The organism is Micromonospora alfalfae, assembly GCF_022230925.1.
In the GTDB taxonomy this organism is placed as follows: domain Bacteria; phylum Actinomycetota; class Actinomycetes; order Mycobacteriales; family Micromonosporaceae; genus Micromonospora; species Micromonospora alfalfae.
In genome coordinates this window covers 165,160-185,647 of sequence record NZ_JAKKFH010000032.1, presented here as the reverse complement: position 1 = coordinate 185,647, position 20,488 = coordinate 165,160, and the positions used below count along the sequence as shown (strand labels likewise).

The 20,488-nt window shown below is 72.6% G+C and carries 22 protein-coding genes; 10 read left to right on the top strand and 12 right to left on the bottom strand.

Annotated elements, in window-relative coordinates; genetic code table 11:
• Positions 1–124 precede the first annotated feature (124 nt).
• Positions 125–316, top strand: a complete 192-nt coding sequence (gene rpmB / locus MED01_RS25455; protein ID WP_011905179.1) for a 50S ribosomal protein L28 — start codon at positions 125–127, stop codon at positions 314–316.
• A gap of 186 nt (positions 317–502) precedes the next feature.
• On the opposite strand, the gene MED01_RS25450 is transcribed toward rpmB, so the two are convergent.
• Entirely contained in the window at positions 503–964 is a 462-nt protein-coding gene (locus MED01_RS25450) for a GNAT family N-acetyltransferase (protein ID WP_238671070.1), read from the bottom strand.
• 29 nt (positions 965–993) lie between these two features.
• A complete protein-coding gene (locus MED01_RS25445) occupies positions 994–1,926 on the bottom strand; it encodes a thiamine-phosphate kinase (protein WP_238671084.1) in 933 nt (310 codons plus the stop codon).
• Positions 1,927–2,079: 153 nt separating this feature from the next.
• Between MED01_RS25445 and MED01_RS25440 the strand changes: the two genes are divergently transcribed.
• A complete protein-coding gene (locus MED01_RS25440; RefSeq protein WP_030335303.1) occupies positions 2,080–2,313 on the top strand; it encodes an Lrp/AsnC ligand binding domain-containing protein in 234 nt (77 codons plus the stop codon).
• Positions 2,314–2,322: 9 nt separating this feature from the next.
• Positions 2,323–3,006 (top strand): DUF3515 family protein, encoded by a 684-nt coding sequence (locus MED01_RS25435; protein ID WP_274526210.1) that lies wholly within the window; start codon positions 2,323–2,325, stop codon positions 3,004–3,006.
• 55 nt (positions 3,007–3,061) lie between these two features.
• Here the strand turns inward: MED01_RS25435 and MED01_RS25430 are convergent, their stop codons facing one another.
• Positions 3,062–4,162, bottom strand: a complete 1,101-nt coding sequence (locus MED01_RS25430) for a D-alanine--D-alanine ligase family protein (RefSeq protein WP_238671068.1) — start codon at positions 4,160–4,162, stop codon at positions 3,062–3,064.
• A gap of 195 nt (positions 4,163–4,357) precedes the next feature.
• Complete coding sequence (locus MED01_RS25425) at positions 4,358–4,576, bottom strand: hypothetical protein (RefSeq protein ID WP_030335309.1); 219 nt, start codon at positions 4,574–4,576, stop codon at positions 4,358–4,360.
• 278 nt (positions 4,577–4,854) lie between these two features.
• Between MED01_RS25425 and MED01_RS25420 the strand changes: the two genes are divergently transcribed.
• On the top strand, positions 4,855–5,700 hold the full coding sequence (locus MED01_RS25420; RefSeq protein WP_091393087.1) for a helix-turn-helix domain-containing protein: 846 nt from the start codon (positions 4,855–4,857) through the stop codon (positions 5,698–5,700).
• Between the two features lie 5 nt (positions 5,701–5,705).
• Complete coding sequence (locus MED01_RS25415) at positions 5,706–5,906, top strand: DUF397 domain-containing protein (RefSeq protein ID WP_112582016.1); 201 nt, start codon at positions 5,706–5,708, stop codon at positions 5,904–5,906.
• Positions 5,907–6,029: 123 nt separating this feature from the next.
• On the opposite strand, the gene MED01_RS25410 is transcribed toward MED01_RS25415, so the two are convergent.
• From MED01_RS25410 to MED01_RS25390, 5 genes are all read right to left on the bottom strand, one after another.
• A complete protein-coding gene (locus tag MED01_RS25410) occupies positions 6,030–7,079 on the bottom strand; it encodes an ROK family protein (protein WP_238671067.1) in 1,050 nt (349 codons plus the stop codon).
• 205 nt (positions 7,080–7,284) lie between these two features.
• Complete coding sequence (locus MED01_RS25405; protein WP_238671066.1) at positions 7,285–8,070, bottom strand: putative protein N(5)-glutamine methyltransferase; 786 nt, start codon at positions 8,068–8,070, stop codon at positions 7,285–7,287.
• 8 nt (positions 8,071–8,078) lie between these two features.
• Positions 8,079–9,197 carry a cystathionine gamma-lyase gene (locus tag MED01_RS25400; protein ID WP_238671065.1) on the bottom strand — a complete coding sequence of 373 codons (1,119 nt, stop codon included), beginning with the start codon at positions 9,195–9,197 and terminating at the stop codon, positions 8,079–8,081.
• 8 nt (positions 9,198–9,205) lie between these two features.
• A complete protein-coding gene (locus MED01_RS25395) occupies positions 9,206–10,213 on the bottom strand; it encodes an NAD(P)H-dependent glycerol-3-phosphate dehydrogenase (RefSeq protein ID WP_238671064.1) in 1,008 nt (335 codons plus the stop codon).
• Positions 10,214–10,286: 73 nt separating this feature from the next.
• Positions 10,287–11,024 (bottom strand): lysophospholipid acyltransferase family protein, encoded by a 738-nt coding sequence (locus MED01_RS25390; RefSeq protein WP_238671063.1) that lies wholly within the window; start codon positions 11,022–11,024, stop codon positions 10,287–10,289.
• A gap of 128 nt (positions 11,025–11,152) precedes the next feature.
• Between MED01_RS25390 and cofC the strand changes: the two genes are divergently transcribed.
• The 5 genes from cofC to MED01_RS25365 are packed head-to-tail and all read left to right on the top strand — an operon-like array spanning position 11,153 to position 16,885.
• Positions 11,153–11,800, top strand: coding sequence for a 2-phospho-L-lactate guanylyltransferase (cofC, locus tag MED01_RS25385; protein WP_238671062.1), 648 nt, complete (start codon positions 11,153–11,155; stop codon positions 11,798–11,800).
• A 58-nt stretch (positions 11,801–11,858) separates the two neighbouring features.
• Positions 11,859–12,056 carry a cold-shock protein gene (locus MED01_RS25380; protein ID WP_238671061.1) on the top strand — a complete coding sequence of 66 codons (198 nt, stop codon included), beginning with the start codon at positions 11,859–11,861 and terminating at the stop codon, positions 12,054–12,056.
• Positions 12,057–12,110: 54 nt separating this feature from the next.
• Positions 12,111–14,474: an RNA degradosome polyphosphate kinase gene (locus MED01_RS25375; protein WP_238671060.1), complete on the top strand. Its 2,364-nt coding sequence runs from the start codon at positions 12,111–12,113 to the stop codon at positions 14,472–14,474.
• 24 nt (positions 14,475–14,498) lie between these two features.
• Positions 14,499–16,019, top strand: a complete 1,521-nt coding sequence (locus MED01_RS25370; RefSeq protein ID WP_238671059.1) for a CYTH and CHAD domain-containing protein — start codon at positions 14,499–14,501, stop codon at positions 16,017–16,019.
• A complete protein-coding gene (locus MED01_RS25365) occupies positions 16,007–16,885 on the top strand; it encodes an NUDIX hydrolase (protein WP_238671058.1) in 879 nt (292 codons plus the stop codon). Before MED01_RS25370 ends, MED01_RS25365 begins: the two co-directional genes overlap by 13 nt.
• Before the next feature lie 29 nt (positions 16,886–16,914).
• Here MED01_RS25365 and MED01_RS25360 read toward each other — a convergent pair whose 3' ends face one another.
• The 3 genes from MED01_RS25360 to leuD form a co-directional block, all read right to left on the bottom strand.
• Positions 16,915–18,879, bottom strand: a complete 1,965-nt coding sequence (locus tag MED01_RS25360; RefSeq protein ID WP_238671057.1) for an endonuclease/exonuclease/phosphatase family protein — start codon at positions 18,877–18,879, stop codon at positions 16,915–16,917.
• A gap of 162 nt (positions 18,880–19,041) precedes the next feature.
• Positions 19,042–19,725 (bottom strand): HU family DNA-binding protein, encoded by a 684-nt coding sequence (locus MED01_RS25355; protein ID WP_238671055.1) that lies wholly within the window; start codon positions 19,723–19,725, stop codon positions 19,042–19,044.
• A 172-nt stretch (positions 19,726–19,897) separates the two neighbouring features.
• On the bottom strand, positions 19,898–20,485 hold the full coding sequence (gene leuD, locus MED01_RS25350) for a 3-isopropylmalate dehydratase small subunit (protein WP_238671054.1): 588 nt from the start codon (positions 20,483–20,485) through the stop codon (positions 19,898–19,900).
• Positions 20,486–20,488: the final 3 nt, after the last annotated feature.

Genomic DNA, 20,488 nt, shown 5'->3' with positions numbered 1-20,488 from the left:
GGGCACGGGCGAACGCTGGACCAGGCCGGTTGGCCGGGTCGGCGAGTCATCGGGTAACCTGACCAGGTTGCCCGGGCAGCACCTGCCGGCGACCTCATGAACGTTTCAATCCCAGGAGTATCCCGTGGCTAGCGTGTGCGACGTCTGTGGCAAGGGACCGGGCTTCGGCCACAACGTGTCCCACTCGCACCGGCGGACCAACCGCCGCTGGAACCCGAACATCCAGTCGGTGCGTACCCCGGCCGGTGGCGGCAACACCAAGAAGTTGAAGGTCTGCACCTCGTGCATCAAGGCCGGCAAGGTCACCCGCGCCTGACGCGGTAGCACCCACCTTTTCGTTCGGCTCAGCCGGCGGGCCCCGAGGGTCCGCCGGCTCTGTCGTGTCCCCGGGCAGACGCCGCGGGCCAGGCCCGCCAGGGCCTGATCCAGCAGCCGGTCCGGTCGGGCCGCCAGTGACCCGGCGCACCGGCCAGGCCGGGCCCGCCGAGGGCTGGCCCGCGGGTCAGAGGGTGCGACCGAAGGAGACGCAGCCCTCCGCGTCCTTGTAGAAGCCGAAGTTGGGGATCCGCTCGTACCCGGCGGAGCCGTACATGGCGATCGCCTCGGGCTGCTTGTCGCCGCATTCCAGGACCACTCGCTTGCGGCAGTGCTCACGGGCGGAGCGCTCGACGGCCGCCAGCACCGCGCGGGCCACGCCCCGCCCCCGTGCCTTCGGCGCCGTGTACATCCGCTTCAGCTCCGCGGTGTCCGCCCCGTGGCTGCGCCAGCCACCGCAGCCGACCGGCTCGCCGCCCAGGTAGGCCACCAGGAACGCGCCATCGGGCGGCTCGAACTCGGCGGCGTCCACGGGGGTGTCGTCGCCGGTGCCGCCGTAACGGGCACCGAGGTCGGCCAGTGCGGCACGGATCAGGTGCTGCGCCACCGGTGCGTCGAACCGCACCACCCGGATCTCGATCTCACTCACGGTATCCAGGGTACGGCCGCTCGCGGGCCTCACCGAAAGTGGTCCCAGCCGGTCGGGCCGTCGTAGGCGACGCCGTCGACCGTCACGCCGGCACCGTCGGTGACCAGACCGATCGGCCGCCAGCCCGATGGCAGCACCACCGCCGGGGGGAAGGTCGCGGCCAGCGCGTGATCGTCGCCACCGGCGAGGATCCAGGTGTACGGGTCGACGCCGAGCGCCTGCGCCGCGTCGGCCATCTGCCGGGGCACCTCGAACCCGTCGCGGCGGACGTCGACAGCCACCCCGCTGGCCGCCGAGACGTGCCCGAGGTCGGCGAGGAGCCCGTCCGACACGTCGATCATGGAGGTGGCGCCGAGCTGGGCGGCTTGCGGGCCGGCCTGGTAGGGAACCTGCGGCCGCCGGTACGCCTCGACCAACAGCCGAGGCGTCCGGAAGCCCCGGGTCAGCACGGTCAGCCCGGCTGCCGCGTACCCGGTGCGCCCGGCCAGCGCGAGCACGTCCCCCGGTCGGGCGCCCGAGCGCAGCACGGGCGGACGGCCCGCCAGGTCGCCCAGCGCGGTGACCGCGACGGTCAGTGTGGGACTGGCCGACATGTCCCCGCCGACGACGCTCGCGCCGACCGTCGCCGCTTCCGCGGAGAGCCCGTCGGCCAGCTCCTCCGCCCAGGCGGTGTCCAGGTCCGCCGGCATGCAGAGAGCGACAAGCAGGGCGGTCGGCGTGGCACCCATCGCCGCGATGTCCGCCAGGTTGGCGGCTGCCGCCCGGTGCCCGACGTCGCGGGCCGAGGACCAGTCCCGTCGGAAGTGCCGCCCGTCGACCAGCACATCGGTGGAGGCCGCCACCCGACCGTCCGGCGCGGCCACCACCGCCGCGTCGTCGCCCGGGCCGAGCAGGGTCGTCGGCCCGTACGACAGCCGGGCGGTGATCTTCCCGATCAGCCCGAACTCCCCGATCCCGGACATCCCGACGCCACCGTGGGCGTTCCGCCCGTGCCGCCCGGCTCCGCCGTGCTCGCTCACCGCTGCTCCTTGACCACCGATAGGGATCAGACCTGGTCCGTAAGGTAGTTTCACCCTTCGGGCCGCTCCCGGGCGGCGACGGACGGAGGTCGAGTCGTGGTACAGGCGTACATCCTCATCCAGACCGAGGTAGGCCGCGCACGTGACGTGGCGGGTCTCATCGCGGACATCTCCGGCGTGGTACGCGTCGACGCCGTCACCGGGCCGTACGACGTGGTCGTCCTCACCGAGGCGAACACCGTCGACGAGCTCGGCAAACTCATCGTCAGCAAGGTGCAGATGGTGCCCGGCATCACCCGCACCCTCACGTGTTCGGTGGTGCGGCTGTAAGTGGACGAGATGACGACCTCCTCCTCGGCGCTGGACGACGACGGGGCACGCGACGCGGCCGACGGGCCGTCCGAGCCGGCTGACGGTAACCGCGAGTCGACCGATCCCGCCGCCGCCGCGCCGGCCGGCCGCGATCGGACCATGCGTGGCGCGGCCCTGCTGGCCACGTTGATCGCGCTGCCGATCACGCTGCTGGTGGCCGTGCTGGCCTTCAGCAAGCTCAGCCCGGACGCGCCGGCCGCCGCGCCGACGCCCTCCGCGACCACCGCCCGGGTGCAGTCCACCACCCCGGTGGAGATGGCCGCCCCGGCGCTGGCCACCCGCCCGGCAACTGTCTGCCGGGCCCTGCTCTCCCAGCTTCCGGCCAGCATCCGCGACCTGGCCCAGCGGCCGGTCACCGCCGGCCCGGAGCAGAACGCCGCCTACGGCGACCCCGCGCTCACAGTGGCCTGCGGCGGCACCGAGCCGGCCTTCCCCAGCACCGACGAGGTCTGGACGGTCAACCGGGTCTGCTGGCACCTGGCCGAGCAGGCCGACGCGGCGGTCCTCTCCACTGTCGACCGGGAGACGCTGATCACCGTGCGCGTCCCGCGCTCGTACGAGCAGCCGTTGCAGTGGTTGCCGACGATCTCCAGCACGATCGTGGCGAGCGTGCCCTCCGGCGGCGCGATTCCGTCCGGCTGCCAGCGCTGAACCCGAACCGACTCCGCCCGCGCCGACTGACCGGCGCGGGCGGGGTTCGGACGGTTCAGTGCAGGCCGACGCCGCGCCGCTGGGCGGTACGGATCAGCCGGTTGACCAGCTTCGGGTACTCCAGGCCGGAGGCCGCCCACATCCGCGGGAACATCGACGTCGGGGTGAAGCCGGGCATCGTGTTGATCTCGTTGAGGTAGACGTCCAGCTCGGGAGTGACGAAGAAGTCCGCCCGGGCCAGACCGGCGCAGTCCAGTGCGGTGAACGCGCGGACCGCGTACTCCTGCACCTGGCGGGTCACCTTCTCCGGCAGGTTGGCCGGGATGTCGTACTCGCAGGAGTCGTCGAGGTACTTCGCCTCGAAGTCGTAGAAGTCGTGGTCGGCGACGACCCGCACCTCGGCCAGCACTGACGCCTCGGGCGTGCCGCCGGCCTCGCCCTCCAGAACACCGCACTCGATCTCGCGGCCGACGATCGCGGCCTCGATGATGACCTTCGGGTCGAACTGCCGGGCGGCGGCGACCGCCGCGTCCAACTCGGCCCAGTCGGTGACCTTGCTGACGCCGAACGACGACCCGGCCCGGGACGGCTTGACGAAGACCGGCAGGCCGAGGCGCTCCTTGTCCTGCTCGCTGAGCGTCATGCCGTTGCGCAGCACGGCGTACGTGCCGACCGGGATGCCCTCGACGGCACAGAGCTTCTTGGTGAACTCCTTGTCCATGGCGGCCGCGGAGGCGAACACGTTCGCCCCGACGTAGGGGATGCCGGCCATCTCCAGCATTCCCTGGATGGTGCCGTCCTCGCCGTAGGTGCCGTGCAGCACCGGGAAGACCACGTCCACGTCGGCCAGCGCCCGGGGGCCCTCGGTCGGGTCGAGCACCATCAGTCCGTTGCCGGTGGGGTCGGCGCGCAGCACGATGTCGTCACCCGACTCGGCGGTGATCTCCGGCAGCTGACGGGCGTTGATCGCGAGCTGGGCAGGGTCTCCGTTGGTCAGCACCCACTGGCCGGCCCGGGTGATGCCCACAGGCACCACCTCGAACTCGTCCGGGTCGAGTGCGCCGAACACGCTGCCGGCGCTGACGCAGGAGATGCCGTGCTCCGGGCTGCGGCCGCCGAAGACGATCGCCACGCGGGTCTTGCCTGGGGTGGTCACTCCGGTCACCTCTTCGTACGCGACTGCGGCTGGTCGTGCTCGCCGGTGGCGCTCACCCGGTTGACCTTACTGTGCGTGGCCGCGAGGCGAGGCGATACCCGGCGAGCCACGGCACGACACGGCAAACAGTCAGGAGAGGATATACGGTGTGTAATCGGACGGTAGCGGCGCCGCAGAGCGCTGACCTGGGGCTGCTCAGTCCCGGGAGTGCCGGCGGCCGACTGCGATCACCTTCACCCGCTGCCGGCCGGCCCGCACCATGCCCAGCGCCATGAACGCGCCGGCGATGCGGTCGGCGGCCTCCCGGCTGCTGGCGCCGACGACCTGCCGGCGCCGCTCCGGCGCCACCCGCTCGTTGCGGTTGACGCCCTCGACGGGACGCACGTCGGTGAGCACCACGAGGAAGCGGGTCATCGCACTCCGCCCGAGGGTACGGCGGGGGGCTCCGGGCGGGTTCGCACGTCGTCTCCTTCCGGCAGGCCGGGATGGAGGGGCGGCACGCGACGATCGGGTACGGGGGAGAAACCCGATCGCCGCGCGCCCCATCCCCTCCGGTCGCTCACCACCACCGTCGCCACGACAACCGGCGGTGAGGACGCGATAACAGATTGACACGTGTATAGGCGTGAATGCAACTCCCATCGACGTTCTCTCATGCAGACGTTCCCGCAAATGTATGCGACCATCGATGCATGGCTCCGAAGACCGCCCGCGCCCGCCGGCTCGGCATCGCCCTGCGCCACCACCGGGAAGCCGCCGGGCTGACGCTGGAGACCGCGGCGGATGAGATCAACAGCACCCGCAGCACCCTCTCCCGCTACGAGAACGCCCAGACCCTGATCAGCCCGGCCACCGTGCGCGCCCTGCTCACGTCGTACGGGGTGAGTGCCGAGGAGGTGGCTGCGGCGGTGCAGCTCGCCAAGGACGCCCGCAAGCCCGGCTGGTGGGTGTCGTACTCCTACCTGCTGGATCCGCGCACCATCGACTTCATCGCGCTGGAGGCCGAGGCGACAGCCATCGCCAACTTCGAGCCCTCGGTGGTGCCCGGCCTGTTGCAGACCGCGGACTACATCCGTGGTGTGATGCGCGGCGGGCCGCACACCCTCGGCGACGACCTGGTGGAGCAGCGGGTCAAGATCCGGCTCGACCGACAACAGCGGCTCACCGCCGACCAGCCGCCCATCCTCGACGCGATCATCGACGAGGGCGCGCTGCTACGGCCGGTTGGTGACCAGTCGGTGATGAACGGGCAACTACGGCACCTGGTCAAGATGGCCGAGTTGCCGAACATCAGCGTCCAGGTGATCCCGCTCTCCGCCGGCTACCACCGGGGCACCCGGGGTTCCCTGCACATCCTCGAGTTCGCCGACCCGGAGGACCCGATCATCGCGTCGGTGGAGACCGTTGCGGGGCAGATGATCCTCGACCGCGCCGGCGAGACGCGTACCTGCACCAAGATCATGGAGCATCTCCGAAGCGTGGCGCTCAGCCCGGCGGACAGCCGCGAGATGCTCCTGTCAGTCCTGAAGGGACGGTAGGACCGATGACCCCGATGATCACAGCGGCCTTGGCCGCGGCGCGGTGGCGCAAGAGCAGCCGCAGCGGCGACGAAGGCGCCTGCGTGGAGGTGGCCGCGATCCCGCGGCTCGTTGCCGTGCGCGACTCCAAGGACCCGGCCGGCCCGGCCCTGCTGTTCCCAACAGCGGCCTGGGCCGCCTTCGCCCAGGCGCCACCGCAACGCTGACCAGAGGTGCCGAGCCGGTGCGGGCCGAGGCCCGCACCGGCTCAGGCAACCAGCGGGCAGGGCGCTCCGTAACAACGCCCGCGCCGACAGCGGGCGGGACTCCGGAACAACGCCCGCACCGGCTCAGGCAACCAGCGGTCGGGACTCCGGAGCGGCGCGGAGGGTCTCCAACGCGGCGATGGCGACGCCTCGGGCACCGGCCATGTCCCGATCCGGCACCAGGGCGAAGGTGGCCACCGCGGCCTGCTCCTCGCGGAGCACCGTGTGCTCACGGACCGTGGCCAGGAACCAGTCGCGGAACTCCGGTGCCGCCTCCACCACTCCGCCGCCGACGAAGTACGCGTGCGGGTCGGTGAAGTTCGCGGCGACTGTGAACAGCCGCCCCAGCGCCATCGCCTGCTGGGTGAAGAGGTCCCGCGCTAGGGCGTCCTCGCGCTCGCCGTACCCCCGGACCAGCTTGGCCGCCCGGGCCACCGGCTCGGCCGCGAGCGGGTGGTCGGGGTACCGGGTCAGCCAGTACGGCAGCAGATTGCGTTCGATGCCGGTCAGCGAGGCGACGCTTTCGACATCCCCGGTGAAGCCGCAGGCGCAGGTGGGCTCCTGCTGACCCGGGCCGAGCAACCCGTTCAGCGGGATGTGCACGTGGCCCAACTCTCCCGCCATCCCGGCCGCGCCGGCGATCACCCGACCGCTCTCGACCACACCGCCACCCAGGCCGGTGCCGACGATCGCGGACACCGACGAGCGGTTCATCGCGTCGGCGCCGAAGTAGACGTGGTGGGCGTAGAGCGCGGCCGCGTTGCCGTCGTTGTGATAGACCACCGGCAGTCCGAGCCGTCGCTCCAGCGCCCCTCGGACGTCGAAGCCGCGCCAGGCCGGCTGGGAGAAGTTGGTGGAGCCCCGCGACGAGATGACGCCCTCGGCGCTGGCCGGGCCGGGAGTGTCCAGCCCGACCGCCTGGACCAGGTCGCGCGGCACTCCGGTCTGTGCCAGGGCCCGGTCCAGCGCCTGGGCCAACGCCTCGATCGCCGCCTCCGGCCCGGCCCGCACCTCGCTGGGGATCTCCAACAGCCCGTCCACCAGGAAGCGGCCGTCCACCGTCAGCACTGTGGCGTTGTTGCTGGTGCCGCCGTTGTCCAGCCCGACGACAACCGGCACCCCTGCGCTGCCCACCGAAACCGCCTCCCGCCGTCATGAGTGTGAGCCGAGGCTAGTGCCAACCCCCCTCCCCCGCCATGCCCGGGCGGCCCGAGCACCCTCAGCCGGCCGTGCACCAAACCGCTCGGCAGCCCGCCACAGTCGATCAAGGAGTTGTGGTGGGGGATGAATTTCTCGTTATGGCACTTACCGGGCACCATAACTCCATGATCGACTCGGGTCAGGGGCGGCGGGCGAACACCGCTGTGGCGTCCAGGTCTTCGTCGTGGCGCACTGTCGGTACCAGGCCGGCCGCGCTGAACGCGGTGCAGAGCGTGTCGACCTGGGTGGTGCCGGCTTCGACCACCAGGTGACCGCCGGGGGTCAGCCATCCGGCGGCGTCGGCACCGACCCGACGCAACACGGAGAGCCCGTCCGGGCCGCCGTCGAGCGCCACCGGGGCCTCGTGCAGCCGCGCCTCCGGTGGCATCAGCGCGACAGCGTCGGTCGGCACGTACGGGGCGTTGGCGACCACCAGGTCCAGCCGACCCCGCCACTGCCGGGGCAGCGGCGCGAAGAGGTCGCCCTCGTACACCTCGGCGTCCAACCCGACGACGTTGCGGCGCGCACACGCCACGGCGGCCGGATCGATGTCGGCGGCAGCCTGCCAGCGGGGCGCGAGCCGGTGCGCCAGCGCGACAGTGGTGGCCCCGGAGCCGCAGCACAGGTCGACCACGGCCGGCGCCGCGCCGGTCAGTTCGGCCGCCACCTCGACCAACAGGGCGGTCCTGGCCCGGGGCACGAAGACGCCCTCGTCGACGGCTATCCGCAGGCCGCAGAACTCCGCCCAGCCGAGCAGGTACTCCAACGGTTCGCCGGCCACCCGGCGGTCGGTCAGCTCGGCCAACGCCGCCGGGCTGCGCGCGGCGGCCAGCAGCAGCTCGGCCTCGTCCTCGGCGTAGACGCAACCGGCGGCCCGCAACCGACCCACCAGGGCGGCCCGGTCGGCGGGGGAAGGGAGCGCCATGGGAGCCGTCAGACCGATCCCGCCGCATCCAACGCGGCGGCGATGTCGGCCACCAGGTCCGCGGTGTCCTCCGCGCCGCAGGAGAGCCGGACGAAGCCCGGAGCGGTGTCGTCGCCCCACTGCGCCCGCCGGTCAGCGGTGGTGTGCAGGCCACCGAAGGAGGTCGCCGCCGCGACCAGCCGGGCGGCCTCGACGAATCGGCCCACCCGGTCGGCGTCGCCCAGGTCGAACGAGAGCACCCCCGGTATCCGGCGCATCTGCGCCGAGGCGACCGGGTACGCCGGGTCGTCCGGCCGCCCCGGCCACCGCAGGCCGGTCACGTCCGAGCGGCCGGCGAGCAGGTCGACGACGGCGGCGGCGTTCGCGCTCTGCCGCGCCAGCCGCAGGTCGAGAGTGGCCAGTGACCGGTGGGCCAGCCAGGCGTCGAACGCGCCCGGAACCGCCCCGGTGGTGGTACGCCAGGTCGTCACCGCGTCGATCAGCTCGGCGGACCGGCTGGCCAGGTAACCCAGCAGCAGGTCGGAGTGACCGGTGAGCGCCTTCGTCCCGGAGGCGACCACCAGGTCGGCACCGAGATCCAACGGACGCTGACCGAGCGGGGTGGCAGTGGTGTTGTCCACGGCGAGCAGCGCGCCGGCGGCGTGCGCCCGCTCGGCCAGGGCCGCCACGTCGACCACGTCGAGGCCCGGGTTGGCGGGCGTCTCCACCAGCACCAGCCGGACGCCCTCGAACGACGGGTACGGCCCGACGGTCGGCGCGAACAGCACCCGGACACCGATCGTCTCCAGCACACCGGTGGCGAACGCCCGGACCGGGAAGTATCCGTCGGTGGGGAGCACCACGGTGTCCCCCGGCCGCAGCAGGGTGAGCAGCAGACCGGTGATGGCCGCCTGACCGGTCGCGAAGACCCGGCAGTCACCGCCCTCCAACTCGCCCACCGCCGCCTCCAGCAGCCGACGGGTCGGGTTGTCGGGGCGACCGTAGCCGTTCGGTGACGCGCCCTGTCCCTCAAACGGGTCGAGGTGGTACGGCGCGGCGAAGACCGGCCCCGGCAGGAACGGGTCCCCCGGTGCCGGCTCGGGCAGGCCAGCACGTACGCAGCGGGTGCCGTCTCCCCACTCGCTCATCGGGTTCCTCACTCGTACGACTCGGGTTTGGCGGTACGGCTCATCAGGGTCTCCACCGCGAGGCGCGGGTCCATGCCCTCGTGGCAGATCCGCTCGACGTGCTCGGTGATCGGCATCTCCACGCCGTGCGCCCGGGCCAGGTCGCGGATCGCCAGGCAGCTCTTCACACCCTCGGCGGTCTGCCGGGTGGCGGTCTGGGCCTGCTCCAACGTCTCGCCCCGGCCCAGATGCTCGCCGAAGGTGCGGTTGCGGGCCAGCGGGGACGAGCAGGACGCGACCAGGTCGCCCATGCCGGCGAGGCCGGCGAAGGTGATCGGGTCCGCGCCGAGCGCCACGCCCAGTCTTGCCGTCTCGGCCAGCCCACGGGTCATCAGCATGGCCCGGGTGTTGTCGCCGAAACCCATCGCGGTGGCGATGCCGTACGACAGGGCGATCACGTTCTTGACCGCCCCGCCCAGCTCACAGCCGATCACGTCGTCGTTCGTGTAGGGGCGCAGGTACGGCGTCCGGATCGACGACTGGACGAGTGTGGCGCGGGCGCTGTTCGTCGCGGCGACCACTGTCGCGGCGGGCTGCTCGGCGGCGATCTCCGGGGCCAGGTTCGGGCCGGACACGACGACCACCCGGTCCGCGGCGACCCCGGCGGTCTCCACGATGACCTCGCTCATCCGCTTGGTGGTGCCCAGCTCGATGCCCTTCATCAGCGACACCAGTGTGGAATCCGGGTGCAGGTGCCCGGCCCATTCGGCGAGGTTGCCGCGCAGGGTCTGCGACGGCACGGCCAACACCACGACCTCGGCGCCGGTGATCGCCTCGGCGGCGTCGGCGGTGGCGGTGACGCGGGCCGGGAGCAGCAGGTCGGGCAGGTACTCCGGATTACGGCGCTCGGTCCGGATGCTCTCGGCGACCGGCGCCCGGCGGGCCCACACCGTCACGTCCCGCCCCGCGTCCGCGAGGATCTTGGCGAATGCGGTGCCCCAGGAACCGGCACCGAGCACCGCGACGTGACCGCTCATGCCACCGCTCCGCTTCGCTTCGCGGCGGCCTGAACGGCACCGCTGAGCCGGATGATTCGCTCGCTCCGCTCGCTCATGCCGCGTTGTCCCGCTGCTCGCGGCCGCCGGAGGATTGGGCCGGTCGCTCCCACAGTGGCGGCGGGGTACCGCCACGGATCTCGGCGAGCATGTCCCGCAGCCGCAACATGATGGTGTCCGTCATCTCCTCGAGGGTGGCCCTTGTCGGCTGGGCGTCCGCCCACCGGCTCAGGTCGATCGGCTCCCCGGCGGCAACGGTCACCGGGATCCGGGGGCGCAGGCTGACACGGGTCGTCCGCGGGTCGAAGATCCGTTCCGGCCCCCACATCACCACCGGTACGACCGGGGCGCCGGTGGCCAGGGCCAGCCGGGCCGCACCGGTCTTGGCCTTCATCGGCCAGAGCTCCGGCTGTCGCGTGGTGGTGCCCTCAGGGTAGATCACCACCGCGCCGCCCTCGTCGAGCGCGGCGACCAGTGCGTCCAGCGAGCGGACGGCGTCCACGCTGCCCCGCTCGACCGGGATCTGCAGACACCGGTGCAGGATCCAGCCGACCACCGGCACCCGGAACACGCTGGCCTTGCCCAGGTACTGCGGCCAGCGCCCGGAGTCGTAGATGAAGTGCGCGGACACCAGCGGGTCGGCGTGGGAGATGTGGTTCGCCACGATGATCATGCCGCCGTCGCCATGGAGATGCTCCTGACCACGCCAGGTACGCCGGGTCCAGACGGTCATCACCGGCTTCACCAGCCCCACGGCGAACCGTTGCCAGAACCCCAGCCTCCGCCGTGCCACTGTGCCTCCTCTTCGCGCCCCGACCCCGCCGCGAAATCCCGCCCGCGACGCCCGCAGCGGAAATCATGCCTGCTCGCCCCCGGTACGGCCAGCGAGGGGCCCGCCGTCCGGCTGGCAGGATTGCGGACGTGACTCAGCCGAGGTGGGCCGTGGTGGTGCCGGTGAAGCGGCTGGCCGTGGCGAAGAGCCGGCTGCGGGGCGCGCTGCCCGGCGTACCGCATGAGGAGTTGGCGCTGGCCCTGGCGTCCGACACGCTCCGCGCGGTGCTGGCCTGCCCGGCGGTCGCCGAGGCCCTGGTGGTGACCGACGACGCCCGGGTGGCGGCGGCGGCGCGGGCCGACGGCGCGCGGGTGCTGCCGGACGAGCCGGACGCCGGCCTGAACGCCGCGTTCCGGCACGGGGCGGCCAGCGCCGTCGGCGGGTGGGTGGCCGGGATCACCGCGGACCTGCCGGCGCTGCGCCCGGCCGAGTTGGCCGGTGCGCTGCTCGCGGCGCAGAACAGTCGACCCGGGGTACGCCGGTTCCTGCCGGACGCGCCCGGCGGGGGCACGGTGCTGCTCACCGCCGGGCCCGGTGTGCCGCTGGATCCGCGTTTCGGGGTGGGCTCGGCGGTAGCGCACGCGGCGAGCGGTGCACAGCCGCTGGAGGGCGACTGGCCCAGCCTGCGCCGGGACGTGGACACCGCAGCGGACCTGGTCGCCGCCGCCCGACTCGGGCTGGGGCCGCGCACTGCCGCGCTGGTGGCCGCCGGTCGCCCCGCCCGCGCCGCAGGCTGAGCCGCCCGGTGGGCTGAGCCCGCGCCACCGGGTGAACCACCGGGTGTACGGTGCCAGCATGCAGGGCACTGTGGCCAGCTACGACGCGGCGACGCGCAGCGGTGTCCTGCTGCTCGACGACGGCACCGAGATGCGTTTCCCCGCGCGGGCCTTCGACGCCTCCGGGCTGCGGCTCCTCCGCCTCGGGCAGCGGGTTCGCATCGACATCGATCCCGACGGCGAGGTTGTCCGGGTGACATTGCCGACGATGATCTGACCTGGCGAGCCCAAGTTCATTTTGCGTTTACCGTAATCGGGTGATTATGAGCGGGTGAGCACCCCTCGCGAGCAACCGGCCCACCCGCCCGCCACCGACCTCCGCAACGGCTCCCGTACGCGCGGCACCGATGGGCGGTTCCGCCCGTCTCGCGCTGAACGTGCCGGTGCCGCCCGCGCCGACACGCTCGCCGACGATCCCGGTGCCGCCTCCTCCGGGCTGGACGAGGTCATCGACCCCGCTCCGAAGATCGCAGCGGACGGCCCGGCCGCCGGTGACGTCCACCAGGTCCTGCCCGACGACCTGCCGACAGGTGCCGCGCCGGAGGACGACGACGAGCCTCCGGCGGCCCCGCCGCTGCCCGAGGACCGGTTCCTCAACCGGGAGCTCTCCTGGCTCGACTTCAACGCCCGGGTGCTCACCCTGGCCGAGGACCAGCGCACCCCGCTGCTGGAGCGGGCCAAGTTCCTGGCCATCTTCGCCAGCAACCTCGACGAGTTCTACATGGTGCGCATCGCCGGGCTGAAGCGGCGGCTCTCCGCCGGCCTGCCGGTGCGCGGCGGGGACCGGCTGCCCCTGCGTACGCAGTTGGAGCTGATCGCGGAGCGGACCGCCGCGCTGGGTGCCCGGCACGCCGCCTGCTTCGTCGACGACGTGCTGCCCAAGCTGGGCGACGAGGGCATCCGCATCCTGCGCTGGGGCGAGCTGGGCGACGGCGAGCGGGAGCGGCTGCGCACCTACTTCCGGGAGCACATCTTTCCGGTGCTGACCCCGCTCGCGGTGGACCCGGCGCACCCGTTCCCGTACATCTCGGGGCGGTCGCTGAACCTGGCGGTGGCGGTTCGTGACCCGGACGGCGGTTCGGAGCTGTTCGCCCGGGTGAAGGTGCCCAACAACGTCCCCCGCTTCGTCCGGGTGGACCGTGACCAGCCGGGCGTCCGGATGTTGCCGGTGGAGGACCTGATCTCGGTGCACCTGGGGCAGCTGTTCAGTGGCATGCAGGTGGTCGAGTGCCACCTGTTCCGGGTCACCCGCAACGCCGAGGTGGAGGTCGACGAGGACCGCGACGAGGATCTGCTCCAGGCCCTGGAACGGGAGCTGGCCCGACGGCGGTTCGGTCCCCCGGTCCGCCTGGAGGTCGCCGCGTCCATCTCCGACCACATGTTGGAGCTGCTCGTCCGCGAGCTGGACATGGACGACCAGGACGTACTGCGGGTGCCCGGCCTGCTCGACCTGTCCGCGCTGTGGCAGGTCTACGGCGAGGCGGACCGGCCGGACCTGAAGGACCCGCCGTTCGTGCCGGCCACCCATCCCCGCCTCGCCGAGGGCGAGGTGCCGCGCAGCGTCTTCTCCACACTGCGCGACGGGGATATCCTGGTGCACCACCCGTACCACTCGTTCGCGACCAGCGTGCAGCGCTTCATCGAGCAGGCCGCCGCCGACCCGAACGTGCTGGCCATCAAGCAGACCCTCTATCGGACCAGCGGCGACTCCCCGATCGTCGACGCGCTCGTCGACGCGGCCGCCGCCGGCAAGCAGGTGGTGGTGCTGGTCGAGGTGAAGGCCCGCTTCGACGAGGTGGCCAACATCGGCTGGGCCCGCACGCTGGAACGCGCCGGCTGCCACGTGGTGTACGGCCTGGTCGGCTTGAAGACGCACTGCAAGACCGCGCTGGTGGTCCGGCAGGAAGGCAACCAGATCCGTCGCTACTGCCACATCGGCACCGGCAACTACCACCCGAAGACGGCCCGACTGTACGAGGACTTCGGCATGCTCACCGCCGACCCGGAGATCGGCGCCGACCTCACCGACCTGTTCAACGTGCTCACCGGGTACAGCCGGCAGACCGCGTACCGGCGGTTGCTGGTCGCCCCGCAGGGCATTCGCAGCGGCCTCATCGAGCGGATCGAGCGGGAGATCTCGCACGTCCGCCTGGGCATGCCCGGCCTGGTCCAGTTCAAGGTCAACTCTCTGGTCGACGAGGGGGTGACCGACGCGCTGTACCGCGCCTCCCAGGCCGGCGTCCACGTCGACCTGCTCATCCGGGGCATGTGCACGCTGCGCCCGGGGGTCCCGGGGCTGTCGGAGAACATCAGGGTCCGTTCGATCCTCGGCCGGTTCCTGGAACACTCCCGGGTCTTCCGGTTCGGCAACAACGGTGAGGCCGAGTTCTGGATGGGCTCGGCCGACCTCATGCACCGCAACCTGGACCGGCGGGTGGAGGCGCTGGTGCAGGTGAGCGACCCGATCGCCCGCGCCGAGTTGGACCATGTGCTCACCGCCGCGATGAGCCCCGAAGTGGACGCGTTCGAGCTGGCCGGCGACGGGACCTGGACCCGGCGTACCGGCGGTGACAACGCCGCCCGAGCCCATCTCCAGGAACTGCTGCTGCGCCGCGTCGGTGGCACGGCCAGCTGACCGCGCAGCGCATAGGCTGAGCTGATGGTCGAGGAGGAGCAGAAGTACGAGGTGGACGACGCCTACGTGCTGCCGGACCTGACCGGCACGGCCCCGGCCGGCGGTCGGGTCCGGGCACTGCCACCGGTGACGCTTGTCGCCCGCTACCTCGACACTGTCGACCTGCGGCTGGCCCGGGCCGGTGCCTCGCTGCGCCACCGCCGGGGCGACGAGCTGCCCTGGACTGTGAAACTACCGACCGGGACGCCTGGCGTCCGGCACGAGATCTCCCGTGCCGGGCCGAAGGGGCAGCCGCCTCCGGAACTGGTGGAGCTGGTCACCGTCCTGCACCGGGGTGCGCCGCTGGCCCCGGTGACGGTGGTGCGGACGGTGCGGCACGCGTACGAGGTGTGTGACCGGGCCGGCACCGTCCTCGCCGAGGTGGTGGACGACCGGGTGACGGTGCTCGACGACACCGGCAGCACCACCGACACGTTCCGCGAGGTGGAGGTGGAGCTGAAGGCCGGCGACCGGAAGCTGCTCGACCGGGTCGGCGGGGTGCTGCGCGAGGCTGGCGCCCGGGGCGGGTCGTTCACGCCCAAGCACGTACGGGCGCTGGGCGAGACGGCGCAGGCCGATCCGGACCTGGTCGCGCCGGCCGGGCTGACCGCCGAGCCGAGCGCCGGTGACGTGGTGACCGAGGCGCTCCGCAAGGAGATCCGCCGGCTGTTGGCGCACGACCCGCTGGTCCGGCTGCGCGCCCCGGCCGCCGGTGGCGACACCGCGGTGCATCAGATGCGGGTGGCCTGCCGACGTCTGCGCAGTGATCTGCGCACCTTCAAACCGTTGCTGCGAAAGACCTGGTCCCGCCCGCTACGCACCGAGCTGCGCTGGTTGGCCGACGTGCTCGGCGCGGCCCGCGACGCCGAGGTGCTGCGCGCGCGGCTGCGCCGTACCGCCGACGCCGATCCGCTGAGCCCGCTCGACCGGGGCGCGGTGGACCGCCTCGACGAGGTGCTCGCCGAACGGCAGCGGCGGGCGCTCACCGCCATCGACGAGATGCTGCGTTCCGCGCGCTACCTGGCCCTGGTGGACTCCCTGGTGCTGGCCGCCCGCGCGCCCCGGTTCACCCGCCGGGCCGCAGCGCCCGCCGGGCAGGCGCTACCCGCGCTGGTGGCCCGCCCCTGGCGACTGTTGGCCGGGCCGGACGGCGTCGGTGGGCTCGACGCGCAGTCGCCGGACGACCGCTGGCACGCCGTCCGCAAGGAGGCCAAGCAGACCCGGTACGCGGTCAACGCGGTGGCCTCGACGGTCGGCACTGGCGCACGACGGCTGTCCCGCGCACTCGCCGGCGTGCAGGACGTGCTCGGCGAGCACCAGGACGCGGCGGTGGCGGCGGACACCTGGTTGGAAATCGCCGCCGAGCGACCGGACGACCACGAGCTGGCCGTCACCGCCGGGCGGCTGGCCGAGCGGGAACGTCTGTCGGTACGCCGGATGCGGGGTCTCCTCCCGGCCGCCTGGCACCGGGCCACCCGGCGACGGCGTACCAGTTGGCTGCCGTGACGGGCATCCGGGCGGCCGGCGGGGTGCCCTGGCGGCCGACCGACGACGGCGTACACGTCTGCGTGGTGCACCGCCCCCGCTACGGCGACTGGACGCTGCCGAAGGGCAAGCTGGAGCCGGGCGAGCACGCGCTGGCCGCGGCGGTCCGTGAGGTGGCCGAGGAGGCCGACGTGCGGGGTGTGCCGCAGGTGCGGCTGCCGTCGGTGCGGTACCGCAGCGAGGGGCAACCCAAGCTGGTCGACTACTGGTCGATGCTCGCGGTGGCCAGCGGCGGTTTCCAACCGGACACCGAGGTGGACGACATCCGCTGGCTCGCGGTGGACGACGCGATCCGGTTGGTCAGCTACCCGCACGACGCCGAGGTGTTGGCGGCGTTCGCCGCGCTGGAGTCGGTCACGGCGACTGTCGCGCTGGTCCGGCACGCGCACGCCGGTAAGCGGGCCACCTGGTCCGGCCCGGACGTCGGGCGGCCCCTGGACGCCGAGGGGTGGGCCCAGGCGAGCAGGCTGGCCGAGCTGATCGCCCTGATCCGACCGGCCCGACTGGTGTCGGCGTCACCGCGACGGTGCGTGCAGACACTCGACCCGGCCGCCGCGTTGCTCGACCTGCCGATCGAGGTCTGCGGCGACCTGGACGAGCCACAACCCGGCCAGCAGAGCGACGAGCAGATCCTGGCCACCGCCGCCCGAGTGCTGGAGCTGGCCAGCGCCGGTGGGCAGTCGGCGGTGTGCAGCCAGGGCAAGGTCCTGCCGGGCGCCCTGGAGCGGCTGACCGGCCGCACCGATGAGGACTTCACCACCCCGAAGGGCGCCGGCTGGCTGCTCGCCTTCGCCGCGGACCGGCTGCTCGCCGCCGACCGGCTGTAGGGCACCGCGTTCGTACGGACCCGGCCTGGTCAGCGGGGCGGCAGGGTCACTGTCACAGCGACCGGCAGATGATCGCTGGCGGTGCTGCGCGGCGCGACCGGATCGCCGGGGGTCAGGCCGGGCGAGACGAAGATGTGGTCGATCTGCTGGCGCGGGTCGTCCGCCGGGCTGGTCGCCAGTGGTCGGGCGGCGGCCAACGCGTCGACCAGGCCGGCCTTGGTGAACTGGGCGAACGCCTCGTCGCCCGGCTCGGTGTTCAGGTCACCCGCCACCACCAACGGCCGACCGGCGGCGTACCGGGTGGCGAAGTCGGCGACCGCGCGGGCCTGGACCACCGGGCCCTTGCCGGGCGGCGGTTGCAGGTGGGTGCTGACCACTGCGGTACTGACACCGTCGCCGAGATCCAGCGTGACGGCGAGGGCCTGCGCTCCGGTGGGCGCGCCAACGGCGGCCAGCGGAAGGGTCCGCGGATCGCGTACCGGCCAACGGCTGAGGACCGCGTCACCCCAGACCGGGTCGGCGGCCGGCCCGAAGACGTACGGCATGGCGAGCCGGTCGGCCAGCAGGTCCAGGGTGTCGTGCCCGCCGTTGAGCAGCCACGCCCGGTCCACCTCGCTGAGCAGCACCACGTCGGGCCGTTGCCTCTCGACGACCTGGGCGAGGCCGGTCAGGTCGAACCGGCCGTCCAGCCCGAACCCCATCCGGATGTTGTACGCCACCACCGTCAACCGTTGCGGTGGGCCGTCGCGGTTGCTGGCCACCGGCACCTCGTCGGCGAGCACCGGTGCCAGCACCGCCAGCGCGGTGACAGCGGCGGCGGCCCGGAGCGGCGGAAACGGCCCGGGAAGCCGGGGGACGACGGGCCGGGCGGTGAACGCCACCGCGGCGATCAGCACTGCCACCACCACCGGCACCGCCGCGTTGGGGTAGCCGAGGTCGTAGGCCGAGTAGTAGCCGACAGCACCGAGCGCGAAGACGAGCATCCCGGCGGCGACCGCGTACCCCCGCCGGGAGGCGCTGGCGCCACCAGCGGTGTCGACGTTCGCGGTGTCGTTCGCAGGCTGGCTCGTGTCGTCGGTCAGGGCGAGGCAGGCACCGAGGCCGACAGCGGCGAGGAGGATCGCCGGCAGGAGCAGGTCGCCCCGGTCGAGGGCGAACAGCACCGCGCCGCCGAGCAGCGCCACCGGGCCGTACGCCCGGCCCCACCCACTGGGCGGCCGGGTCAACGCGGCGCACAGGAACCCGGCGACCGCCACCGGCACCGGCGCCAGGCCGAACAGCGGCGAACGAGCCACCCCGTCCCCGGCGACCAGGTACGACATCCCGGTTCGGGCCAGCGCCGGGGAGAGCGCCACCATTCCGGCCAGCAGCAGCGCCGGCCCGGCCAGCAGCCAGGCTCGGCCACCACCAGGGCCGGCAGCGGCGTCAGCGGGGCCGACAGGGCCGGCAGCGGCGTCAGTGAGGGCGTCCCCCGCACCGCCGCGCTGGCCGGGTTGCGCCGTGCCGGCCAGGAACACCACCACCGCGACGGCGCTGAGCAGCCAGGCCACCCAGTCACCCCGCCAGACCAGGTCGACGGTGTCCAGAACCGCGTGCACCGCCGCGTTGACAGCGAATCCCAACGCCAGCCCCGGGACCGGGCGGTCGGTGTCGGCGGCGACGCCGACCAGCCAGACCAGCCCGGCGAGCAACCCGGCGGTGGCCAACCAGAGCTGCGTACGCCCGCCGGGACCGGCGGTGAGCGCTAGCCGTGCGACGGCGAGCGCGACGGCGGCGACGACAGTGACCGGGCGGGCTCCGACTCGGCGGACCACTGCGGGTGCGCCCATCGCGAGCACGAACCAGCCGAGGGCGAACGCCCCCATCAGCTCGGCCGGGGTGGACGCCGCCTGACCGAAGATGGTGATGATGCCGGGCAGCCAGACCCGCAGCACGTCGATGAGGAGGAGCACGCCCAGCGCGAGCGTTCCGGTGGTGAGCTGGCGGTAGCGCACCGGCGCCCCATTTCCCGTCGACGGGCCGGCCCAGGGGTGGCCGGCACGGCGATTCTGCGCGAGCGAGCCAACCCGGTCAACGGTCCCCGTACGCCGAAGAGCCGTCCCGGTACGCCGCAAGGGCGCCCACCCACTGGTGGACGCCCTTGCGGTTCGGGTCGGTCAGCGCTTGCTGGCCGCCTTCTTGGCCGGAGCCTTCTTCGCCGGCGCCTTCTTGGCCGCCGTGCTCTTGCTCGCCGCCGCGGTGGTCTTCTTCGCCGCGGTCGACCGGGTCGCGGCGGTGGTCTTCTTCGCCGCGGTGGTCTTCTTGCTGGCAGCCGTCTTGGTCGCCGTGGTGGTCTTGCTCGCCTTGGCCGGGGCGGTCTTCTTGCTGGCGGCCGTCTTGGTCGCCGTGGTGGTCTTGCTCGCCTTGGCCGGGGCGGTCTTCTTGCTGGCCGCCTTGGCAGTGGCCGCCTTGGTGCCCGCCGCCTTGGCGGTGGCCGCCTTGGTGCCGGTCGCCTTGGTGCCCGCCGCCTTGGCCGTGGCGGTGCTGGTGGCGGTCTTCTTCGTCGCCACCGTGGCCTTCGGCACCTTGCCGCTGGCCACCATCTCCTTGAACCCGGCGCCGGGGCGGAAGGTCGGGACTGACGTCTTCTTGACCTTCACCGCCTCGCCGGTACGCGGGTTGCGCGCTGTTCGCGCGCCACGCACACGCTTTTCGAACGCTCCGAATCCGGTGATCGCCACCTTCTCGCCCTTGGTGACCGCCGCCTGGACCTCGGTGAGGACCGCGTCGAGCGCGGCCGTCGCCATCTTCCGGTCCCCCAGGCGAACGGCGAGCGCCTCGATGAGCTCGGCCTTGTTCACGACTTCCTCCCGATTGTGCAACTGACTCGTCGCGAGCCATTCTGCGCGCACGGTATGCCCTGTGCTGCCGGGACACAAACATTCGGTAGAAAAAAGCCCTTGTGTCGTAACGGATTCACCCCCACCGGTTGGACCGATGGGGGTGAAATCCGCTGTGCGAGCGGCCTAACGGCTATGCCACGGAGGGCAGGAACGGCAGTCGGCGCGCCTCGTAGGAGTCGATGTCGGCGGCGTGGCGGAGGGTGAGTCCAATGTCGTCGAGGCCTTCCAGGAGCCGCCAACGGCTGAAGTCGTCCAGCGGGAATGACCAGCTCGCGTCCCCCGCCCGGAGCTGGCGGGCGGTCAGGTCGACTGTCACCGCAGTGGTGGGATCCGCCTCGACCAGGTCCCACAACTCTTCGACGGCTTTCAATTCCAACTCGACCGGCAACAGACCTTCCTTGAGGGCGTTGCCGCGGAAGATGTCACCGAAGCGCGGGGCCACCACGGCACGGAAGCCCCAGTCCCGTAGCGCCCAGACGGCGTGCTCCCGGGATGAGCCGGTGCCGAACTCCGGGCCGGCGATGAGGATCGACGCCCCGGAATAGTTTTCATCGTTGAGCACGAATGTCGGATCTTCCCGCCAGGCGCTGAACAGCCCGTCGGCAAAGCCCGTCCGGGTCACCCGCTTGAGGTACACGGCGGGGATGATCTGATCGGTGTCCACGTTGGACCGGCGCAGCGGCACGGCGGTGCCGGTGTGGGTGGTGAACTTGTCCATCTC

Excerpts from the sequence above, each read along its gene's own strand:
- MED01_RS25425 (WP_030335309.1), bottom strand. The coding sequence starts at position 4,576 with ATGACCCGCTTCCTCGTGGTGCTCACCGACGTGCGTCCCGTCGAGGGC.
- MED01_RS25415 (WP_112582016.1), top strand. The coding sequence starts at position 5,706 with ATGACCCCGATGATCACAGCGGCCTTGGCCGCGGCGCGGTGGCGCAAG.
- MED01_RS25435 (WP_274526210.1), top strand. The coding sequence starts at position 2,323 with ATGACGACCTCCTCCTCGGCGCTGGACGACGACGGGGCACGCGACGCG.
- MED01_RS25400 (WP_238671065.1), bottom strand. The coding sequence starts at position 9,197 with ATGAGCGAGTGGGGAGACGGCACCCGCTGCGTACGTGCTGGCCTGCCC.
- MED01_RS25405 (WP_238671066.1), bottom strand. The coding sequence starts at position 8,070 with ATGGCGCTCCCTTCCCCCGCCGACCGGGCCGCCCTGGTGGGTCGGTTG.
- MED01_RS25370 (WP_238671059.1), top strand. The coding sequence starts at position 14,499 with ATGGTCGAGGAGGAGCAGAAGTACGAGGTGGACGACGCCTACGTGCTG.
- MED01_RS25420 (WP_091393087.1), top strand. The coding sequence starts at position 4,855 with ATGGCTCCGAAGACCGCCCGCGCCCGCCGGCTCGGCATCGCCCTGCGC.
- MED01_RS25445 (WP_238671084.1), bottom strand. The coding sequence starts at position 1,926 with ATGTCCGGGATCGGGGAGTTCGGGCTGATCGGGAAGATCACCGCCCGG.
- leuD (WP_238671054.1), bottom strand. The coding sequence starts at position 20,485 with ATGGACAAGTTCACCACCCACACCGGCACCGCCGTGCCGCTGCGCCGG.
- MED01_RS25395 (WP_238671064.1), bottom strand. The coding sequence starts at position 10,213 with ATGAGCGGTCACGTCGCGGTGCTCGGTGCCGGTTCCTGGGGCACCGCA.
- MED01_RS25380 (WP_238671061.1), top strand. The coding sequence starts at position 11,859 with ATGCAGGGCACTGTGGCCAGCTACGACGCGGCGACGCGCAGCGGTGTC.